This is a genomic window from Rhodococcus sp. HNM0569, assembly GCF_012726205.1.
Lineage (GTDB): Bacteria > Actinomycetota > Actinomycetes > Mycobacteriales > Mycobacteriaceae > Rhodococcus_F.
In genome coordinates, this window is sequence record NZ_JAASAE010000015.1 from 1 (window position 1) to 18743 (window position 18743).

Here is an 18743-nt window from a genome sequence, read left to right on the forward strand (position 1 = left end):
CACCGACGGCAGATCCCTCGACCACGCCACCTTCAGCTCGCCGACCTTCGCCACGTACAGCTTCCGGTTCGGGCGGATCGAGAAGCCGTTGCGAGTGAGCCGGATCGCCTGCCGGTTGTCCTTGCGGGACCGGAACCGCGGCGCCCCGACCTTGCGGCCCCTGCGTTTGCCGGACATCGAGTCGAACCAGTTCCGATAGGCGCGCCGCGCATCTTGGCAGGCCTGCACCAACACCACCGACGCCACCTCGGCCAGCCACGCCCGCTGTGGAGTCTTCTTCGCTGCGGTGACTACCTGTTTCTGTACGTCGGTATCCGAGAGCTTCACCCCGGCCGCATACGCATCCTGCCGGGCGCGCAGTGCATCGTTGAACACNACTACGTTCTCCGGTCAGATCTTCCCGCGGCGCGGGCTGTCGGTCGACTTCGGCGGCTCGTGGATCCTGCCGCGTCTGATCGGCCTGCACCGGGCGAAGCGGCTCGTGATGCTCGGCGAGATGCTCGGCACCGACGACGTCGACCAACTCGGTCTCGTATCGCACGTCGCCGCACCGGGTGCCGCACTGTCGACGGCACTCGAGCTCGCGCACCGGCTCGCGGACGGCCCGACGCTCGCGATCACGCAGTCGGCGCGGCTGCTCGAACGTGGCGTCACCCGCACGCTTGCCGAAGCACTCGACGACGAAGCGCGCGTACAGGCGGTCAACTTCGCCACCGACGCGCCGGCGGCCGTCGCCGCATTCCGCGACAAGACGGCGCCGACGTTCACCGGCGACTGGCAGGTACCGCAGGCCGACTCGGGCGAGCCCGTACGATAGCGGCGTGGATCTGCACCTCGTCACGTACTTCGTTGCCGTGGTCGACCACGGCGGCATCACGCGTGCCGCGCAGTCCCTCTACATCTCGCAGCCGTCGCTGTCGCAGGCCATTCGCACGCTCGAACGGCGCCTCGGCGTCACACTGTTCGACCGCACGGGCCGTCGCCTCGAGCTCACCGAGGCCGGGCGGCGGCTCGACGTCGCGGCGCGGCGGATCCTCGCCGACGTGGCGCGCGCGAAGGACAAGGTCGCCGCCGTGCGCGAACTCGAGGCGGGCCGCGTCGACGTCGTCACCTATTCGGCGTTCTCGCTCGACCCGCTCGTCGACATCGTGCGCCTGTTCCGCGAACGGTTCCCGAAGATCACGGTGCGCATCGTCGCCGCCGACGGGCCCGCGGGCGTCCTCACCGCGATCCGCCGCGGCGACGCCGAACTCGGAGTCATCGACACCACGGCCGACACCAGTTCGCTCACGGTGCTCCCGCTCGCCGAGCAAGAGCTCGTGCTCGCGATGCCACCCGACATCGCGGCCGGCTTGCCCGACCCGGTGCCACGGCCGCTCGTACGCGACGTCCCGCTCGTCGTGGATCTCGCGAACCAGAGCGACACCGAACTGCTGAGCGACGTGTTCGCGGAAGGCGCGGCGAATGTCGTCGTCGACTGCGTCCATCCCACCGCGACATGGGAACTCGTGGTGCGCGGCGCCGGGGCCACGATCTTGCCTCGGCGAGTCGCGCACGACCAGCTGCCCGGCAGCGTCGTCCGCTCGCTCGACCCGCCGGTCGTGCGCTCGGCGGGCATCGTGTTGCGATCGGGACGCCCGTCGCCCGCCGCTGTCGCCTTCCTGTCCGTCGCACATGCCGACTATCCACCCCCGAGCGAGTAGGGCGGTCATGGAGTTGCGTCAGATCGAATACTTCCTCGCGGTCGTCGAGCACGAGGGAATCAACGGTGCCGCAGCGGCTCTCGGTGTCGCACAGCCGACCGTGTCGCAGGCACTGCGCGGGCTCGAACGCGAACTCGGCGTGCAACTGTTCCACCGCATCGGTCGCGGCATGGTCCTCAGCGCCGCGGGGCGCACGATGGTCGGACCCGGCAGACAGATCCTGCGCGACGTCACCGCCGTCGAGGATCTGCTTGCCACCGCAGGCGGCGAACTCGTCGGCAAACTCGACATCATGGCGTTTCCGGCGCTCGCGGTGGACCCCCTCGTCGGCCTGATCGCCGACTTCCGACGCGCCTACCCCAAGGTCACGGTGCGGTTCACGGACCTGCGGGAAGAAGCGCAGGCCGCGTCGGTCATCCGCGACGGGCACTGCGAGTTCGTCGTCGCGCACCTCCCGATCGACGACGCATCGCTCGAGGTCGAGGTGCTCGGCAGCCAGGAGTACTGGCTGGTCTACCCGCCCGGCACCGACATACCACCGGGCCCGGTCGCGTTGGGCGACCTGCCGCAGATCCCGATGGTGTTCGTGCCACGCGGGCACTCGCTCGCGGACGAGATCGAGGAGGCGATCCGGGTCGCGGGAGCGCGGCTGCCACTCGCGGTGCTCGCCGAACACCGCGAGGAGCGGTTGCCGATGGTGCTCGCGGGCATCGGCGGCACCATCCTCGAACGCACGATGGCCGAATCGGCGGCGGACCGCGCCGTCGTGCGGCCCACGTCGCCGCGTTTCGAACGGCCCTTCGGCCTCGCATACGATCCGACGACGCTGTCGCCCGTCGGCCGGGCCTTCGTCGACATGGTGCGAGCCGCGGGGCTCACACCGCACTGACCGCCCGACATCCCGGTCACGGCTGTGTCAGGCGACGCGTTCGAACACCGCGGCGAGGCCCTGCCCACCGCCGATGCACATCGTTTCCAGTCCGTATCGCGCGTCGCGGCGCTGCATCTCCCGCGCCATCGTGGCAAGCATGCGCACACCCGTCGCTCCCACCGGGTGCCCGAGCGAGATTCCGGATCCGTGGACGTTGGTGCGCGCGAAATCGTCTGCGCCGAAACCCCACTCGTGGGTGACGGCGAGCGCCTGCGCAGCGAACGCCTCGTTGAGCTCGATGAGGTCGACGTCCGACAACGTCAGCCCGGCCTTGCCGAGGGCAGCCTCGCTGGCGGGGACGGGACCGATGCCCATGATCTTGGGCGCGACGCCCGCGAGACCCCACGACACGAGCCGCACGAGCGGACGCAGGCCGCGTCGTTCGGCGACCTCCGGTGTGGTGACGATGCACATCGCGGCGGCGTCGTTCTGGCCGCTCGCGTTGCCCGCGGTGACGGTCGCGTCGGGGTCCGCCTTGCCCATGATCGGCTTCAATCGGCCGAGCGACTCGAGCGACACGTCGGGGCGCGGATGCTCGTCGGTGTCGATCACCTGGTCGCCGTCACGCGTGCGCACGGTGACGGGCACGATCTCCTCGGCGAGAATGCCGTCCTTCTGCGCACGTACGGCCCGTAGATGCGACTCGACGGACAACTCGTCCTGCTCCTGACGGCTGATGCCGTATTCGCGGCGCAGGTTCTCCGCCGTCTCGATCATGCCGCCCTCGACCGGGTAGAAGCGACCACCGGCCGTCGACCGTGCACGAACGAGACTGTCGTGCATGGCAATACCCGTACGAGCGCCACCCCAGCGCATGTCGACGGAGTAGAACGACGCGTTGGACATCGACTCGGTGCCACCCGCGACGACGAGGTCGTTGTCGCCCGCCGCGACCTGAAGCCCGGCCTGGACGACGGCCTGCAGACCGGACCCGCACCGGCGGTCGATGTGCATGCCCGGCACGGTGATCGGCAGGCCGGCGTCGAGCGCGACGACACGCCCGATGGCGGGAGCCTCGCTGTTGCCGTTGCAGTGCCCGAGGACCACGTCCTCGACGGCCTCGGGATCCAGACCGGATCGCTCGAGCATGCCCTTCAGGGCGGTGACGCCGAGATCGACGGCGGTGAGGGACTTGAACATTCCGCCGTAGCGGCCGATGGGAGTACGGACGGGTTCGCAGACGACTACTTGGCGCATGACGGCCTTTCGGAGTACGGACGGGAGAAGGATGGTGGCCTCACATGAACCGGCCGCCGGTCACCTCGAGCACGGTACCGGTCATGTACGACGACATGTCCGACGCGAGAAACAGTGCGACGCTCGCGACTTCGCTCGGCTCGCCTGCACGACCCATCGGAATCTCGGACATCTTCTGATCCCACGCCTTCTGCGGCATCGCCTCGGTCATCGCCGACCGGATGAGGCCCGGCTGGATCGCGTTGACGCGAACGCCGTGGTGCGCGAGTTCCTTCGCGGCAGCCTTGCTCATGCCCACGATGCCCGCCTTGGCGGCCGAGTAGTTGGTCTGCCCGACCATGCCGACCTTGCCGGACAGCGACGAGATGTTCACGATCGCGCCGCGCTTGGCCTCGCGCATGATCGCGGCGGCCTTGCGGGTGCCGTTCCACGTGCCCTTCAGATGCACCGACATCACGAGGTCGAAGTCCTCCTCGGTCATCGTGCGCATCGTGGCGTCGCGCGTGATGCCCGCATTGTTGACGACGACGTCGAGCGAGCCGAATCCGTCGACCGCCTCCGCGAGCAGTGCGTCGACGTCGGCGCTCTCGGTCACATCGCACCGCACGGCGCGGGCGACGTCGCGGCCACCCAGCTTGTCGGCCGCGGCCTGCGCGGCAGCCTCGTTCAGGTCGCCGAGGACGACCTTCGCGCCTGCATCGACGAATGCGCGGGCGATCTCGAATCCGATCCCCTGCGCGCCTCCGGTGATGACGGCGGTGCGGTCGGTGAGCAGCGACATGAGAGTCCTTTCGCGGGTGGCAGAAGTGACGGGTGTGCCGTACGGACGCGGCACGATCCGGCTACCTGGAAATATATCCGCGGCCTGCGCCTCGCGGAGCCCCCGAAACCATCGGGAGTACCTATCGGTCCGGGCGGGTAGTTCGTATTGGACGCACGCGTGCCACCGGAGCACAGTGGTCTCATGACCAGCGTGCACACCGATACCGCCCCCCAGGTGGACGCCGAAGACTTCCGCGACATCCTCGCCTCGACCCGCGAGTTCGTCCGGTCCGTCGTCGTGCCCCGCGAGCAGGAAATTCTCGACTCCGACGCGATCCCCGACGACATCCGTCAGGCCGCGAAGGACATGGGGCTGTTCGGCTACGCCATCCCGCAGGAGTGGGGCGGTCTCGGCCTCGACCTGACACAGGACGTCGAGCTGGCGATGGAACTCGGTTACACGTCGCTCGCGCTGCGCTCGATGTTCGGCACCAACAACGGCATCGCCGGCCAGGTACTCGTGGGCTTCGGCACCGACGAGCAGAAGGCGCAGTGGCTCGAGCGTATCGCGTCGGGCGAGGTCGTGGCGTCGTTCGCGCTCACCGAGCCGGGCGCCGGATCGGACCCGGCCGGCCTGCGCACCAAGGCCGTACGCGACGGCGACGACTGGGTGATCAACGGCGAGAAGAGATTCATCACCAATGCCCCGCTCGCGAACCTGTTCGTCGTGTTCGCACGCACCCGCCCCGCCGACGAGAACGGCACCGGCATCGCGGTGTTCCTCGTCCCAGCCGACACTCCCGGTCTCCAGGTCGGCGCGAAGGACCGGAAGATGGGCCAGGAGGGCGCCTGGACAGCAGATGTCGCCTTCACCGACGTACGGGTGCCGGCGTCGGCACTCGTGGGCGGCAGCGAGGACGTCGGCTATCGCGCCGCGATGACCTCTCTTGCCCGCGGCCGTGTGCACATCGCGGCGCTGTCCGTCGGTACCGCGCAACGCGCCCTCGACGAGTCCGTCGCGTACGCGGCCACCGCGACCCAGGGTGGCACCGCGATCGGCGAGTTCCAGCTCGTGCAGGCGATGCTCGCCGATCAGCAGACAGGTGTCATGGCCGGCCGTGCAATGGTGCGCGACGCCGCGCGCGCATGGGTCGACGGTACCGACCGCCGCATCGCACCGTCCGCCACGAAGCTCTTCTGCACCGAAATGGTCGGCAAGGTCGCCGATCTCGCGGTGCAGGTGCACGGCGGGTCCGGCTACATGCGGGAAGTCGCGGTCGAACGGATCTACCGCGACGTGCGGTTGCTGCGCCTGTACGAAGGCACGAGCGAGATCCAGCGGTTGATCGTGGGGCGCGGCCTGGTCAAGCAGGCACAGCGCGGACACTGACCCGACACGCGAAAGGGAGGGTGGCCCGTTTCCGGGCCACCCTCCCTTCGTATGTCGCGTACTCGATTACACGCGAGGTGCGGTGGCGACGCGTCGACGCAGCTCGACCTTCTGGATCTTGCCGGCAGCCGACGTCGGCAGCCCGTCGACCACGATGACGTCGCGGATCTTCTTGTACGGCAACACCTGCTCGGCGACGAACGCCGACAGCTCGTCGGCATCGACGTCGTGACCCCGGGCCGGCACGACGAAGGCAACCGGTTCCTGGCCGACCGATCCCGCGTCGCGGCCCACCACCGCGGCCTCGGAGACCGCGGGATGGCGCACGAGGATCTCCTCGAGCTCACGCGGATACACGTTGTATCCCTTGTAGATCAGCATGTCCTTCGCGCGGTCGCAGATGAACACGTAGCCGTCGCCGTCCGTGTAGGCGATGTCCCCGGTGTCGAGCCAGCCGTCGACGTACTGCTTCGCCGTGATCCCGGGGTGCCCCAGGTAGCCGTCGGTGACCTGCGGGCCACGCACCCACAGCGCGCCGCGTTCGCCCGCGGGCATCACGATCGTCGGATCGGTGAGATCGCGGATCTCGATCTCGGTGTCGTACGCGGGCACTCCGACCGAGCCGATGCGATAGTCGGCACCTCCCGTGAGGGGCGCGGACGCGACGAGGCAGGTCGCCTCGGTGAGCCCGTAGCCCTCGACCACACGGGACGACGGGAACGCCGCCGACAGCGCTTCGAGGGTCACGCGATCGATCGGCGCTGCCCCCGACGACAACACGCGCACCGACGACACGTCCCGCGTCGCGACATCCGGGTGGAACGCGAGAGAATGCCACATCGCCGGACTCCCGGTGATGTAGGTGGCACGGTGCTTCTCGACGAGTTCGAGCATCCGCGCGGGATCGAACCTCCCTGCGAGCACCTGGGTGGCACCGCACATCAGCAGGAACGACATGTTGATGAGTGCGTGCGCGTGGAACAGCGGCGACACCACGATCGTGGCGGCATTGCCCGGTTCGACGCCACGGTCGCCCGCGCCGTCCAGCGGAGTCAGCACGACGCGTCCGTCGCCACCCTCGTGCACGAGACTGCCTGCCCGCCAGCCGATCATCTGCGTCGCGTTCGCGACGACATTGCGGTGCAACACCCGCACACCCTTCGACACACCGGTCGTCCCACCGGTGAATGCGAGGTGTGCGATGTCGTCGGGCGTGATGGTCAGGTCCGCGGGAGCGAAGTCTCCACCCGCCACGAAATCGTCGAAGAGCACGGTCCGCAGACCACACTGCTCCCCCCGTGTTCGCGGCACCGCAGACGATCGCCGTGCGCAATGTGGTGCCCGTGGTGGCGTTCGCCAGGACGTCGAGCTGCGTGTCCGCGGTCACTGCGGCCACCGCGGACGTCTCCTCGATCTGGGCACGCAGCCCCGGCGCCGGTTGCAACGGGTTGACGAGCGTGACCGTCGCACCCGCTCGCAGCGAGCCGTAGTACGCGACCACGAACTCGATCGAGTTCGCGAGGTGCAGCAACACGACGTCTCGTTCGGCGACGCCGGACCGGCGCAGCGCCGACGCGAAAGCCCCCGAGCGAGCGTCGAGTTCGCCGTAGGTGCAGACGCGATCGCCGTCGACCACCGCGGGACGCTCGCCGTACAGTGCCGCCATCGAGGGCGCCCACGCGGCCATCGTGACGCCCGGGTAGTGAAGGAGTGTCACCACGTCACCTCACCGCGGTGCCATGCGGATGGCACCGTCGAGTCGAATGGTTTCGCCGTTGAGATAAGCATTTTCGAGGATAGACTGCGCGAGTTGACCGAATTCGGAGGAGCGCCCCAGTCGCGACGGATTGGGCACGGACTGTTCGAGGGCGGCGCGCACGTCGTCGCGCACCCGGGCGAGCAGTGGCGTGTCCATCGTGCCGGGAGCAATGGTGTTGACCCGGATGTGTTTGCTCGCGAGATCGCGGGCGGCCACGATCGTCATGCCCACGATGCCGGCCTTCGACGCCGAGTAGTTGATCTGTCCGATCTGGCCCTCGTAGGCCGCGACCGAGGCCGTCAGCACGATCGATCCGCGTTCGCCGTCGACGTCCTCGTTGCGCGCCATCCGCTCGGCGCCCAGTCGCAGCGCGTTGAAGCTGCCGATCAGGTTGAGCCTGATCACGAATTCGAAGTCCTCGAGCGAGCCTGCATTGCCTTCCTTGTCGAGGATCCGCATCCGACGGCCCGCGCCCGCGCAGTGCACGAGGCCGCGAAGCCCGCCACGCTCGTCGGCGGCGTCGAGCGCAGCCGCGAACTGTTCGGGGTCGGTGACGTCGGCGGGGGCGAACTGCGCAGCGGCGCCGAGTTCCTTGGCCGCGACCTCGCCGTCGGAGGTGGGGAGGTCGATCAGAGTGACCTGCGCCCCCGCGTCGACGAGCCGCCGGGCCGTCGCGAGTCCGAGGCCGGACGCGCCGCCCGTGACCGCGGTGGAGATGCCGTTGAGTTCCATGTGGTGAAGTACCTTTCGGGGCAGGGTTCGAAGGTCAGAGCAATTCGAGGATGGTGGCGTTCGCCATGCCTCCCGCCTCGCACATCGTCTGCAGGCCGTAGCGGATCCCGTTGTCGCGCATGTGGTGCACGAGGCGTGTCATGAGGATCGCGCCTGATCCGCCGAGCGGGTGGCCCACGGCGATCGCGCCGCCGAGCGGGTTGACCCGCTCGGGGTCGGCACCGGTTTCGGCAAGCCACGCGAGGGGCACGGGTGCGAACGCCTCGTTGACTTCGAACGCCCCGATGTCGCCGATCGAGAGCCCGGACTTCTTCAGGGCCTTCGCGGTGGCCGGGATCGGCCCGGTCAGCATGACGACCGGGTCGTCGGCCGCGACGGCGTGCGTGTGCACGCGTGCGAGCGGGGTGAGACCGAGGTCGGCGGCGGTCTCGCTCGTCGTGACGAGCAGTGCTCCCGCGCCGTCCGAGATCTGCGACGAGTTGCCCGCATGGATGACGCCGTCCTCCTTGAAGACGGTCTTCAGCCCGGCCATCGACTCGAGTGTGCCGCCGCGGCGGATGCCCTCGTCGCCTTCGAGGACGTCGGTGATCGGCGCCAGTTGCCGATCGAATGCGCCGTTGTCGGCCGCAGCGGCAGCGAGTTCGTGTGAGCGCAACGAGTACTCGTCGAGCGTGCGCCTGGTGAAGCCCCACTTCTCGGCGATCATCTCCGCGCCGATGCCCTGGCTGAATCCGTCGACCCCGTACCGGTCGAGCACGCTGGACGGGTTGTGCTCCCCCTTGCTCGCGCTGCCCATCGGGACCCGGCTCATCGACTCGACGCCGCCCGCGACGACGATGTCCTCGTGCCCCGCGATCACCGCGGCGGCGGCGGCGCTCACGGCCTGCTGGCTCGAACCGCACGCCCGCGTCACCGTCGTACCGGGAACGCTTTCCGGCCAGCCCGCCGCGAGCACTGCCGTGCGGGCGACGTTGCCTGCCTGCTCGCTGGTCTGGCTCACGCAGCCCCACACGACGTCGCCGACCACGGCCGGGTCGATGCCCGTGCGGGATGCGAGTGCCTCGAGCACGTGCGCCGAGAGGTCCACCGGGTGGATCCCGGACAGCGACCCGCGGCGGCGGCCGATGGGGGTTCGTACAGCGTCGACGATGACTGCATCGCGCATGGTGGTGTCCTTCGCTCGGGTGATGCGGACGATTCCGGTCACATCGAATGAATCACTGGTGTGGGCCGGGAACAACGACTTTCGGCCGATAGGCCGGTTAGTCGTTGCCTATGGCTCCGCGCACACGCGCCTTGTCCCGTTCGGGATTCGCGAACACCAGGGCGGCGACGGCGCACACCGCGGCGACGAGACCGAGGATCTGGAAGGCCGACGCGTAGCCCGCGGCGGGCGAGCCGGCGGCGTCGACGATCATGCCGGTGCCGTACGGCGCGATCAGGCCACCGACGGCCATGACGGCGAGGAACACACCGAGCGTGCCTGCGGTCTGCCGAGGCGGGCAGATCTCCGATATCGCGGCGTTGAGCAGTGGGAACACCGACGCGGCGAAGCCGTAGCCGATCGAGACCACCGCGACCGCGACGGCAGGGCTACCGATCGAGGGCAGTGCGAACAGGATCGCGCCGCACAGCAGCACGCCGGTCGCAGGGACGACGATGCGCACGGACCGCGAGGTCGCACCCCGCACGATGAGGCGGTCACCGATGGTCGACGACAGCAGCATCAGCACGAGGCCCGCGATCGAGGGGAATGCGAACATCGAGCCTGCCTGGAGCCGCGAGTACCCGAGCCCCACCTCGAAGTACGACGGCAGCCAGGTGAGCACGACGGCGACGAGCGCGTACACGCTCATCACCAGCAAGGCGCCCGTGACGAACGTACGGCTGGTGAAGATCGTGGACCACGGCACGGCGGGCTCACCGCCGTCCTCGGCGGCGTCGCCGTCGGACTTCGCTGCAGGCGCGAGATACGGCCCCTGCTTCCACACGGCGAGCCAGACGACGCACCACACGACGCCCGACACGGCGAGCGTCACCAGCGCTGCGCGCCATCCCAGCGTCACCGTGACGTACGCGAGCAGGGGCGCGACCGCGATCTTCGAAATCGACGCGGCGCCCGCGAGCAGCGCACCGGGGAGACCGCGCTCGGCCGGCGGGTGCCACGAATACGCGGCGGTGTGCAGCAGCGCCGACGACGGTCCCTCCGCGAGTCCGAGCAGCAGCCGGCTGCCGAGCAGGACCGCGAACGACGCGACCACCACCATCGGCAGGACGGCGACCGACCACACGAGTACGAGAGCAACCAACGCCCAGCGCAGTGACATCCAGCGATGCAGCGCGCCTGCGAAGAATCCGCCGACGGTGAACGTGAGGAAGAACAGGCTGCCGACCAGCCCGATCTGGGACGAGGCGAGTCCCAGTTCGTCCATGAGCGGCTGCGCGATGATGCCGAGCACCGCCTTGTCGGCGTAGTTGACCACGTAGATGAGGACGAGCAGGGACGTCAGTCCCCATGCACGTCGGCGGGATTCGGCACCGGGGGCGACGACTTCGCCGAGTGCGCTTTTCACGGAGGCCTGGGTCATGACTCCATCCGAGTGTGTAGGGGGTCGAGTGGCGCGGCTCACAGAAGGCCGTCCGCCGATTGAATCCCGCGCGGTTCGGCACGATCAAGACGAACCCGCCACACCGACCGACTACGAATGCCTATGTTTCGCGGTCCCGGTCCACTTCGCTCCCCCGTAACCATTGATCTGCGCTATGCCTTCGTTAGCCGGTTGCCCCTAGCCACGGCAGGCGGACTGCGGCAGGCTTCCGGCAGAGACCGCGGACACGATGTGAAGGGACGGTCATGAGCCGGTTGGCACACACCCTGGGACTCACCGAGTTCCAGACCGAAATCCTCGACACGGTACGCACTTTCGTCGACCGGCAGATCATCCCGCACGCGCAGGAACTCGAGCACTCCGACACCTACCCGCAGGAGATCGTCGACGCGATGCGCGAGATGGGCCTGTTCGGGCTCATGATCCCGGAGGAGTACGGCGGGCTCGGCGAGTCGCTGCTGACCTACGCACTGTGCGTCGAGGAACTCGCGCGCGGCTGGATGAGCGTGTCGGGCGTGATCAACACGCACTTCATCGTCGCCTACATGCTGCGTCAGCACGGCACCGACGCACAGAAACAGCGACTGCTCCCGCGCATGGCGACCGGCGACGTGCGCGGCGCCTTCTCGATGTCCGAGCCCGAACTCGGGTCCGACGTCGCCGCGATCCGCACGAGCGCCACACGCGGCGCGGACGGCGACTACACGATCAACGGACAGAAGATGTGGCTCACCAACGGGGCGTCGTCGACGCTCGTCGCGGCACTCGTGCGCACCGACGAAGGACACGCCAAGCCGCACCGCAATCTCACGACCTTCCTGATCGAGAAGCCCGCCGGGTTCGGCGAGGTCGCGCCGGGCATCACGATTCCCCGCAAGCTCGACAAGATGGGCTACAAGGGCATCGACACCACCGAGTTGTTCTTCGACGACTACCGCGCGTCGGCAGGCGATATCCTCGGCGGCGAGCCGGGCCGCGGTTTCGCGCAGATGATGGACGGTGTCGAGGTCGGACGGGTCAACGTGTCGGCGCGGGCGTGCGGTGTCGCGCAGCGTGCGTTCGAACTGGCGGTACGGTATGCCCAGCAGCGCAGCACCTTCGGCAAACCGATCGCCGAACACCAGGCCATCGCGTTCAGCCTCGCCGAGATGGCGACCAAGGTCGAGGCGGCACACCTGATGATGGTCAACGCGGCGCGGCTCAAGGACTCCGGCGAACGCAACGACGTCGCAGCCGGTATGGCGAAGTATCTCACCAGCGAGTACTGCGCCGAGGTCACCCAGGCGGCGTTCCGCATCCACGGCGGCTACGGCTACTCGAAGGAGTTCGAGATCGAACGGCTGATGCGTGAGGCACCATTCCTTTTGATCGGCGAGGGCACCAGCGAGATCCAGAAACAGATCATCAGCAAGGGCCTGCTGCGCGAGTACCGCGACGCCCCGTGAGCACTTTGCGAGTCCCCGCACGCCGATAACGCGCACAGCGACGCAGCCGCACCCGACACGACCGAAAGGCCCACCATGAAACGCACCGTGTTCGACGAGGACCACGAGACATTCCGCAAGACCGTCCGCGATTTCATCGCGAAGGAAGTCGTTCCGGTCCACCACGAGTGGGAGCAGCAGGGGCATCCGCCGCGCGACTTCTACCGCAGGCTGGGCGAACTCGGCATCCTCGGCATCCAGGTGCCCGAGGAGTTCGGCGGCGGCGGCGAGGCGAGCTTCAAGTTCGCGGCCGTCATCGCCGAGGAAGCCGCGGCCGCCGGGGTCACCTTCGGCAGCTACTCGGTGCACAGCAACCTGATCCTGCCGTACCTCACCGAACTCGCGACCGACGAGCAGAAGCAGCGGTGGCTGCCGTCGTTCGCCAGCGGCGACCTGATGTTCGCGATCGCGATGACCGAACCCGGCACCGGCTCGGACCTCGCGAACATCTCGACCACCGCGAAACTCTCCGACGACGGCACGCACTACGTGCTCGACGGCGCCAAGACGTTCATCACCGGCGGTGCGCTCGCCGACCGCGTACTCGTGGTGTGCCGCACGGCATCCGCCGCGACGGACGACCGGCGCGGTGGTCTCACGATCCTCGTCGTCGACACGTCGTCGGAGGGATTCGACGTCGGCCGCAAGATCGACAAGATCGGGCTCAAGGCGTCCGACACCGCAGAGCTGTCCTTCCAGGGCGTCCGCGTGCCCGTCGAGGACCGCCTCGGCGAGGAGGGCAAGGGGTTCTCCTATCTCACCCGCAATCTCGCGCAGGAGCGGCTCACGATCGCGATGGGTGCCGCCGCGTCGGCGTCGGCCGCGCTGCAGCACGCGATCGCCTACGTGCGCGAACGCACAGTGTTCGGCAAGCCGGTCGCGGCCTTCCAGAACACGAAGTTCGTGCTCGCCGAGTGCTCGACCGAGGTCGAGGCCATCCACATGATGTGCGACCGTGCCCTCGACCTCAACGACGCCGGCGAGCTCACGGCCGCCGACGCGGCGCGCGCGAAACTGTTCTGCACGGAGGCTGCGGGCCGCGTGATCGACAAGTGCCTGCAACTGCACGGCGGCTACGGCTACACCACCGAGTACCCCATCGCCCGGCTGTACGCGGATACCCGCGTCTCCCGCATCTACGGCGGCACCAACGAGGTCATGAAGACGATCATCGCGAAGGATCTGGGGCTGTAGGTCCGCCTCCCGCTCGTGAGCACTTTGCGAGTCCAGGTACGCCTGGAACGCTCACGAGCGGCGGGGCTTCCCAAATAGTTGGACGTCCATTAATCTGCCGGAATGGATCCCCGCAGCGACACCGTCGACGGCATTCTCCGCAGGTCGGCAGCACGAAACCCCGAGCGCACCGCGCTCACCTTCGACTCCCGCACGTGGACCTACCGCGCGCTCGACGACGCCGTCAGCCGCGCCGCCTCCCGGCTGCGCGCGCTCGGCCTCGAGCCCGGCGACCGCGTCGCCGCGTACGGCACCAACTCCGACGCGTACGCCATCGCGTTCCTCGCGTGCGCCCGAGCCGGCCTCGTACACGTGCCCGTCAACTACGCGCTCACCGGCGACGAACTCGAGTACCTGCTCGTGCAGTCGGGCAGTCGCGCCGCACTCGTCGACCCCGCGCTGCGCGGGCATTTCGACGCCGTGCACGCGGCCACCGCCGTGGAGACCGTCCTTCCGCTGCGCGACGACGACGCGTCGCTGCTGGCCGCCGCCACGGACGGCCCGGTGCCCGACGCACCGTCCGCCGCGCAGGCCGACGACCTGGTGCAGCTGCTGTATACGTCGGGCACGACGTCGAAGCCCAAGGGCGCCATGATGTCCCACTCGGCGCTCGTGCACGAGTACGTGTCGTCGATCGTGTCGCTCGACCTCACGGCCGACGACGAGCCGCTCGTGTGCATGCCGCTCTACCACTCGGCCGCGATGCACGTGTTCCTCGTGCCGTACCTCGCGGTCGGCGCCACCGTGCACATGCTCCCCACACCCGACATCCCGGAAATCCTGCGCCGCATCGAGTCCGACCGCATCGGCTCGCTCTTCCTCGCGCCCACGGTATGGGTGCCGCTCGCCGCGCACCCGGATCTGGACACGCGCGACCTGTCGTCACTGCGCAAGGCGCAGTACGGGGCGTCGATCATGCCGGTCACCGTGTTGAACCGGCTCCGCGAGCGCTATCCGGAGCTCGGGTTCTACAACTGCTTCGGACAGTCGGAGATCGGCCCGCTCGCGACTGTCCTGCGGCCCGAGGAACACGACGCCCGGCCCGCGGCGGCCGGCCGGCCCGTGTTCTTCGTGGAGGCGAAGGTCGTCGATGCCGAGGGCGCCGAGGTGCCCGACGGCGAGCCGGGCGAGATTCTGTACCGCTCACCCCAATTGTGCTCGGGCTACTGGGACAAGCCCGAGGCGACGGACGAGGCCTTCCGCGACGGCTGGTTCCACTCCGGCGATCTCGTCACACGCGACGCCGAAGGGTATGTGACCGTCGTCGACCGCATCAAGGACGTCATCAACACGGGCGGCATCCTCGTCGCGTCGCGCGAGGTCGAGGACGCGATCTACACGCACCCCGCCGTCGCGGAGGTCGCGGTGGTCGGCACCCCCGACGACCGCTGGATCGAGGCCGTCACCGCCGTCGTCGTCCTCCGCGACGACGCGACCGACGTGGGCGAGCAGGACATCGTCGATCACGTCAAGGCGCGTCTCGCGAAGTTCAAGGTGCCCAAGCAGGTTCGCTTCGTCGACGAGCTTCCGCGCAACCAGAGCGGCAAGTTGCTCAAGCGCGCGTTGCGCTAGACCCCTTGTGAGTACTTTGCGAGTCCAGAGACTCGCAAAGTACTCACGGTCAGCGGTCGGCCTGCGTCGCCGGCAGGATGCGTGCCCGAACCTCACCGAAGCCGATCCGTCCACCGTTCGCGGCAGGTGCGGTAGCCGAGATCGACACCTCGTCGCCGTCCTGGAGGAAGGTGCGCTCCTCACCGGCTACGGTCGCGGGTTCCGCTCCGCCCCAAGTGAGTTCGATGAAGGCACCGCGGGTGTTCTTCTCGGTGCCGGAGATCGTGCCGGACGCGAACAGGTCGCCGGTGCTGGACGCGGCGCCGTTGATCGTGGTGTGCGCCAGCATCTGCGCGGGTGACCAGTACATCTGCGCGTACGGCGGCCGCGACACGACGTCGCCGTTCCACTCGACCGCGAGGTCGATGTCGAGCCCCCACTTCTGCTCGCCGCGCAGGTACGGCAGCGGCTGCGGATCCTGCGTGGGCGTGTCCACGCGCGCGGCCTCGAGCGCCGCGAGCGGAACGACCCACGGCGACACCGACGTCGCGAAGCTCTTGCCGAGGAACGGGCCGAGCGGCACGTACTCCCACGCCTGGATGTCGCGCGCGCTCCAGTCGTTGACGATCACCGCACCGAACACGTGATCGGCGAACTCGTCGGGCGCGATCGGCTCACCGAGCGTCGACGGCACGCCGACGACGAAGCCCATCTCGGCCTCGATGTCGAGCCGCACCGACGGCCCGAAGGTGGGTGCGTCGTCGCCTGCGAGCTTGCGCTGGCCGCACGGACGGACGATGTCGGTGCCCGACACGACGACGGTCGACGACCGGCCGTGGTAGCCGACGGGCAGATGCTTCCAGTTCGGCATGAGCGGCGCACTGTCCGGACGGAACAGCTTGCCGAGATTCGTGGCGTGATGCTCGGACGCGTAGAAGTCGACGTAGTCGGCGACGTCGAACGGCAGGTGCATGGCGACGGCATCGACGTCCAACACGGCCGCGTCGTCGATCTCTCCCTGCACGAGCGTGGTGATACGGGCACGCACGTCGTCCCAGCGCGACTTGCCCTGCGCCATGAACGGATTGAGAGTCGGCTCCGCGAACACGTCGTCGCCCAGCGCCACGGCGAGGTCGACCACCTTGTCCGCGACACGCACACCGACGCGGCGCGGCGAGTTCTCGGTGGAGAAGACGCCGTACGGCAGGTTGTCGATACCGAACAGCGAGTCGGCGGGGATATCGATGACGGTCACGATGCGTGTCCTTCCAAGGTAGAGGCGAGCTCACGATCGAGCTCGAGGAGACCGAGCGCTGCCAGGTCGGCGACGGGCTCGGCGATACTGCAGGTGCCGTACGAGCGGAATGCGCGCCGCAGCTCCGCGACCTCGGGTTCACCGAGTTCGCGGAGCCGACCGGCGAGCGCCTGGCCGTCACGTTCGGCCAGCACCGGGACGAGGGCCGCGGGGGTGGCCCCGGCGAGTGCGTCCCGGGTCGCGAGCAGCAGGTTGACGAACCCGTGCTGCTCGAAACCTGTGGTGGGGTCGGTGTTACGCACCGCGTGGTGCAGGCCGGCGGTCGCCTTGAAGGGCACACCCGCGGCGACGACACGGTGGATCGCGGCGGCCAGCTCGGCCTCGTCGGGATAGGCCTGCGCCTGTACACCTCCCGTGCGGAACTTGGCGTACCACCCGGCGTCCGCGACGGCGTCGACGAATGTGGGGCGCCGCTCGTCGCGCGGAATCTCGACGAAGATGTCGAGGCCATGCAGCCGTTCGCCGAATCCGGTGACGGCCGAGACGAACTCGTCGGCGGACTGGCCGGCCGCGGAGGCGATTTCGAGGGCCACGACCTGCACGCCGTCGATCTCGCCGGCACGGTCGAGCGCGGCGCCGATCGCGGCAGGGCCCTGAGGGAATGTGATGCTCAGGTCGAGGGCCCCCGGCGCACACTCGGCGAGTTCCGTCAGCCGCGACTCCGGCACGATGAACGGCCCGACGAGCGGCGACAGGGCACCGGCGCGGTGCGCCGAATGCGCGGGGACGGCGTCGGTCATCGGCGCGTTGCCGGGAGGAAACAGTGCAGCGTCGTCGCACAGTCCTTGCAGCAGAGCGGGAATCACGCCTCCACCGCCTGCTTGGCCACCCACGAATACGCGTATGCGGGGTCTTCGCAGTCGAATGCGGCCTTGCCGAGTTCGAGCGGCGCGAAGGTGTCGACCATGACGGCGAGCTCGTCGAGGTACTCGACGCCGAGCGAGCGTTCGACGCCACCGGGCTGCGGCCCGTGCGCGTGACCGCCGGGGTGCACCGAGATCGAGCCGATGCCGATGCCGGAGCCCTTGCGCGCCTCGTAGTCGCCGCCGCAGTAGAACATGACCTCGTCCGAGTCGACGTTCGAGTGGTAGTACGGGACGGGCACGGAAAGCGGGTGGTAGTCGACCTTGCGCGGCACGAAGTTGCACACCACGAAGCCGTGCCCCTCGAACGCCTGGTGCACCGGCGGCGGCTGGTGGACGCGCCCGGTGATCGGCTCGAAGTCCTTGACGTTGAACGTGAACGGGTACAGGCAGCCGTCCCAGCCGACGACGTCGAAGGGGTGGGTGGCGTACACGAAGCGGGTGCCGACGATGCCCTGCGATGTGCGGTGCTTGACGAGCACCTCGACGTCGGTGCCCTCGCCGACCGGAATCTCGCCGGGGCCGTGCAGGTCACGCTCACAGTACGGTGCGTGTTCGAGGAACTGGCCGAACCGCGACAGGTACCGCTTGGGCGCCTCGACGTGGCTGTTGGCCTCGATCACATACGCGCGCAACGGCTCGTCTCCGCGTGGGATCCAGCGGTGCGTCGTGGACGTCGGGATCAGTACGTAGTCGCCCTGCGAGGCCTCGAGGGTGCCGAACACGGTCTCGACGGTCGCAGCGCCCGACTCGACGTACACGAGCTCGTCGCCGAGCGCGTTGCGGTAGAGCGGCGACTCTGCGGCCGACACGACATACGAGATGCGGACGTCGTTGTTGCCGAGGATGAGCTTGCGGCCCGTCACGACGTCGGTGGACGCGGCGTCGTCGCCCGCGAACAGGTCGTGCAACTTCAGGTGCCGGGGCTTGAGCGGATGGTTCGGCACCGTCGCGACGTCCGGGATCGCCCACACCGCCGAGTCGACGATGGCGGAGGGAATGCCGCGGTGGTAGAGCAGCGACGAGTCGGACGAGAAGCCTTCTTCGCCCATGAGCTCTTCGTAGTAGAGCGCGCCGTCGGCGTCGCGGAACTGGGTGTGCCGTTTGGGCGGAATCGTCCCGGCTTGGCGGTAGAACGCCATCGGATCCTCCTGGTGTGCGGTGCATCACTCGGTATTAGTACATACCTTAACTAATACCTGAGCGTGCGCACA

At 68.7% G+C, this 18743-nt stretch carries 15 protein-coding genes and 2 pseudogenes; 7 read left to right on the forward strand and 10 right to left on the reverse strand.

The annotated features are described in order from the left end of the window. A pseudogene (locus HCA44_RS17445) lies at nucleotides 1-375 on the reverse strand (RNA-guided endonuclease TnpB family protein); the annotation flags it as partial. On the opposite strand from HCA44_RS17445, the gene HCA44_RS17450 reads away from it, so the two are divergent. The 3 genes from HCA44_RS17450 to HCA44_RS17460 are packed head-to-tail and all read left to right on the forward strand — an operon-like array spanning nucleotide 368 to nucleotide 2592. Next, nucleotides 368-817 carry an enoyl-CoA hydratase-related protein gene (locus tag HCA44_RS17450; RefSeq protein WP_206038307.1) on the forward strand — a complete coding sequence of 150 codons (450 nt, stop codon included), beginning with the start codon at nucleotides 368-370 and terminating at the stop codon, nucleotides 815-817. The pseudogene HCA44_RS17445 and the gene HCA44_RS17450 overlap by 8 nt on opposite strands. Before the next feature lie 4 nt (nucleotides 818-821). Further along, a complete protein-coding gene (locus HCA44_RS17455) occupies nucleotides 822-1703 on the forward strand; it encodes a LysR family transcriptional regulator (protein WP_169650601.1) in 882 nt (293 codons plus the stop codon). 7 nt (nucleotides 1704-1710) lie between these two features. Further along, nucleotides 1711-2592, forward strand: a complete 882-nt coding sequence (locus HCA44_RS17460) for a LysR family transcriptional regulator (RefSeq protein ID WP_169650602.1) — start codon at nucleotides 1711-1713, stop codon at nucleotides 2590-2592. Nucleotides 2593-2619: 27 nt separating this feature from the next. Here HCA44_RS17460 and HCA44_RS17465 read toward each other — a convergent pair whose 3' ends face one another. After that, on the reverse strand, nucleotides 2620-3831 hold the full coding sequence (locus HCA44_RS17465) for an acetyl-CoA C-acetyltransferase (RefSeq protein ID WP_169650603.1): 1212 nt from the start codon (nucleotides 3829-3831) through the stop codon (nucleotides 2620-2622). A gap of 40 nt (nucleotides 3832-3871) precedes the next feature. Beyond that, nucleotides 3872-4612, reverse strand: a complete 741-nt coding sequence (fabG, locus tag HCA44_RS17470) for a 3-oxoacyl-ACP reductase FabG (RefSeq protein ID WP_169650604.1) — start codon at nucleotides 4610-4612, stop codon at nucleotides 3872-3874. 183 nt (nucleotides 4613-4795) lie between these two features. On the opposite strand from fabG, the gene HCA44_RS17475 reads away from it, so the two are divergent. Continuing rightward, nucleotides 4796-5983, forward strand: coding sequence for an acyl-CoA dehydrogenase family protein (locus HCA44_RS17475; protein ID WP_169650605.1), 1188 nt, complete (start codon nucleotides 4796-4798; stop codon nucleotides 5981-5983). Between the two features lie 66 nt (nucleotides 5984-6049). Here the strand turns inward: HCA44_RS17475 and HCA44_RS17480 are convergent. The 4 genes and pseudogenes from HCA44_RS17480 to HCA44_RS17495 form a co-directional block, all read right to left on the reverse strand. Further along, nucleotides 6050-7670, reverse strand: a pseudogene (locus HCA44_RS17480) (AMP-binding protein). A 39-nt stretch (nucleotides 7671-7709) separates the two neighbouring features. Then, nucleotides 7710-8474 carry an SDR family NAD(P)-dependent oxidoreductase gene (locus tag HCA44_RS17485; RefSeq protein WP_169650606.1) on the reverse strand — a complete coding sequence of 255 codons (765 nt, stop codon included), beginning with the start codon at nucleotides 8472-8474 and terminating at the stop codon, nucleotides 7710-7712. Between the two features lie 34 nt (nucleotides 8475-8508). Further along, nucleotides 8509-9639, reverse strand: a complete 1131-nt coding sequence (locus HCA44_RS17490) for an acetyl-CoA C-acyltransferase (protein ID WP_169650607.1) — start codon at nucleotides 9637-9639, stop codon at nucleotides 8509-8511. A gap of 97 nt (nucleotides 9640-9736) precedes the next feature. Continuing rightward, nucleotides 9737-11062 (reverse strand): MFS transporter, encoded by a 1326-nt coding sequence (locus HCA44_RS17495; RefSeq protein ID WP_169650608.1) that lies wholly within the window; start codon nucleotides 11060-11062, stop codon nucleotides 9737-9739. Between the two features lie 266 nt (nucleotides 11063-11328). Here HCA44_RS17495 and HCA44_RS17500 point away from each other — a divergent pair, with 266 nt between their 5' ends. From HCA44_RS17500 to HCA44_RS17510, 3 genes are all read left to right on the forward strand, one after another. Next, nucleotides 11329-12528, forward strand: a complete 1200-nt coding sequence (locus tag HCA44_RS17500; protein ID WP_169650609.1) for an acyl-CoA dehydrogenase family protein — start codon at nucleotides 11329-11331, stop codon at nucleotides 12526-12528. A 75-nt stretch (nucleotides 12529-12603) separates the two neighbouring features. Further along, nucleotides 12604-13761 carry an acyl-CoA dehydrogenase family protein gene (locus HCA44_RS17505; protein WP_169650610.1) on the forward strand — a complete coding sequence of 386 codons (1158 nt, stop codon included), beginning with the start codon at nucleotides 12604-12606 and terminating at the stop codon, nucleotides 13759-13761. A gap of 102 nt (nucleotides 13762-13863) precedes the next feature. Continuing rightward, entirely contained in the window at nucleotides 13864-15372 is a 1509-nt protein-coding gene (locus tag HCA44_RS17510) for an acyl-CoA synthetase (RefSeq protein WP_169650611.1), read from the forward strand. Between the two features lie 49 nt (nucleotides 15373-15421). On the opposite strand, the gene fahA is transcribed toward HCA44_RS17510, so the two are convergent. From fahA to HCA44_RS17525, 3 genes are read right to left on the reverse strand one after another with little or no spacing between them, the layout of a single operon-like run. Then, nucleotides 15422-16606 (reverse strand): fumarylacetoacetase, encoded by a 1185-nt coding sequence (gene fahA, locus HCA44_RS17515; protein ID WP_169650612.1) that lies wholly within the window; start codon nucleotides 16604-16606, stop codon nucleotides 15422-15424. Continuing rightward, nucleotides 16603-17472 (reverse strand): hypothetical protein, encoded by an 870-nt coding sequence (locus tag HCA44_RS17520; protein ID WP_169650613.1) that lies wholly within the window; start codon nucleotides 17470-17472, stop codon nucleotides 16603-16605. The genes fahA and HCA44_RS17520 overlap by 4 nt, the downstream gene beginning before the upstream one ends. Further along, entirely contained in the window at nucleotides 17469-18671 is a 1203-nt protein-coding gene (locus HCA44_RS17525) for a cupin domain-containing protein (RefSeq protein ID WP_169650614.1), read from the reverse strand. Before HCA44_RS17525 ends, HCA44_RS17520 begins: the two co-directional genes overlap by 4 nt. Between the last annotated feature and the right edge of the window lie 72 nt (nucleotides 18672-18743).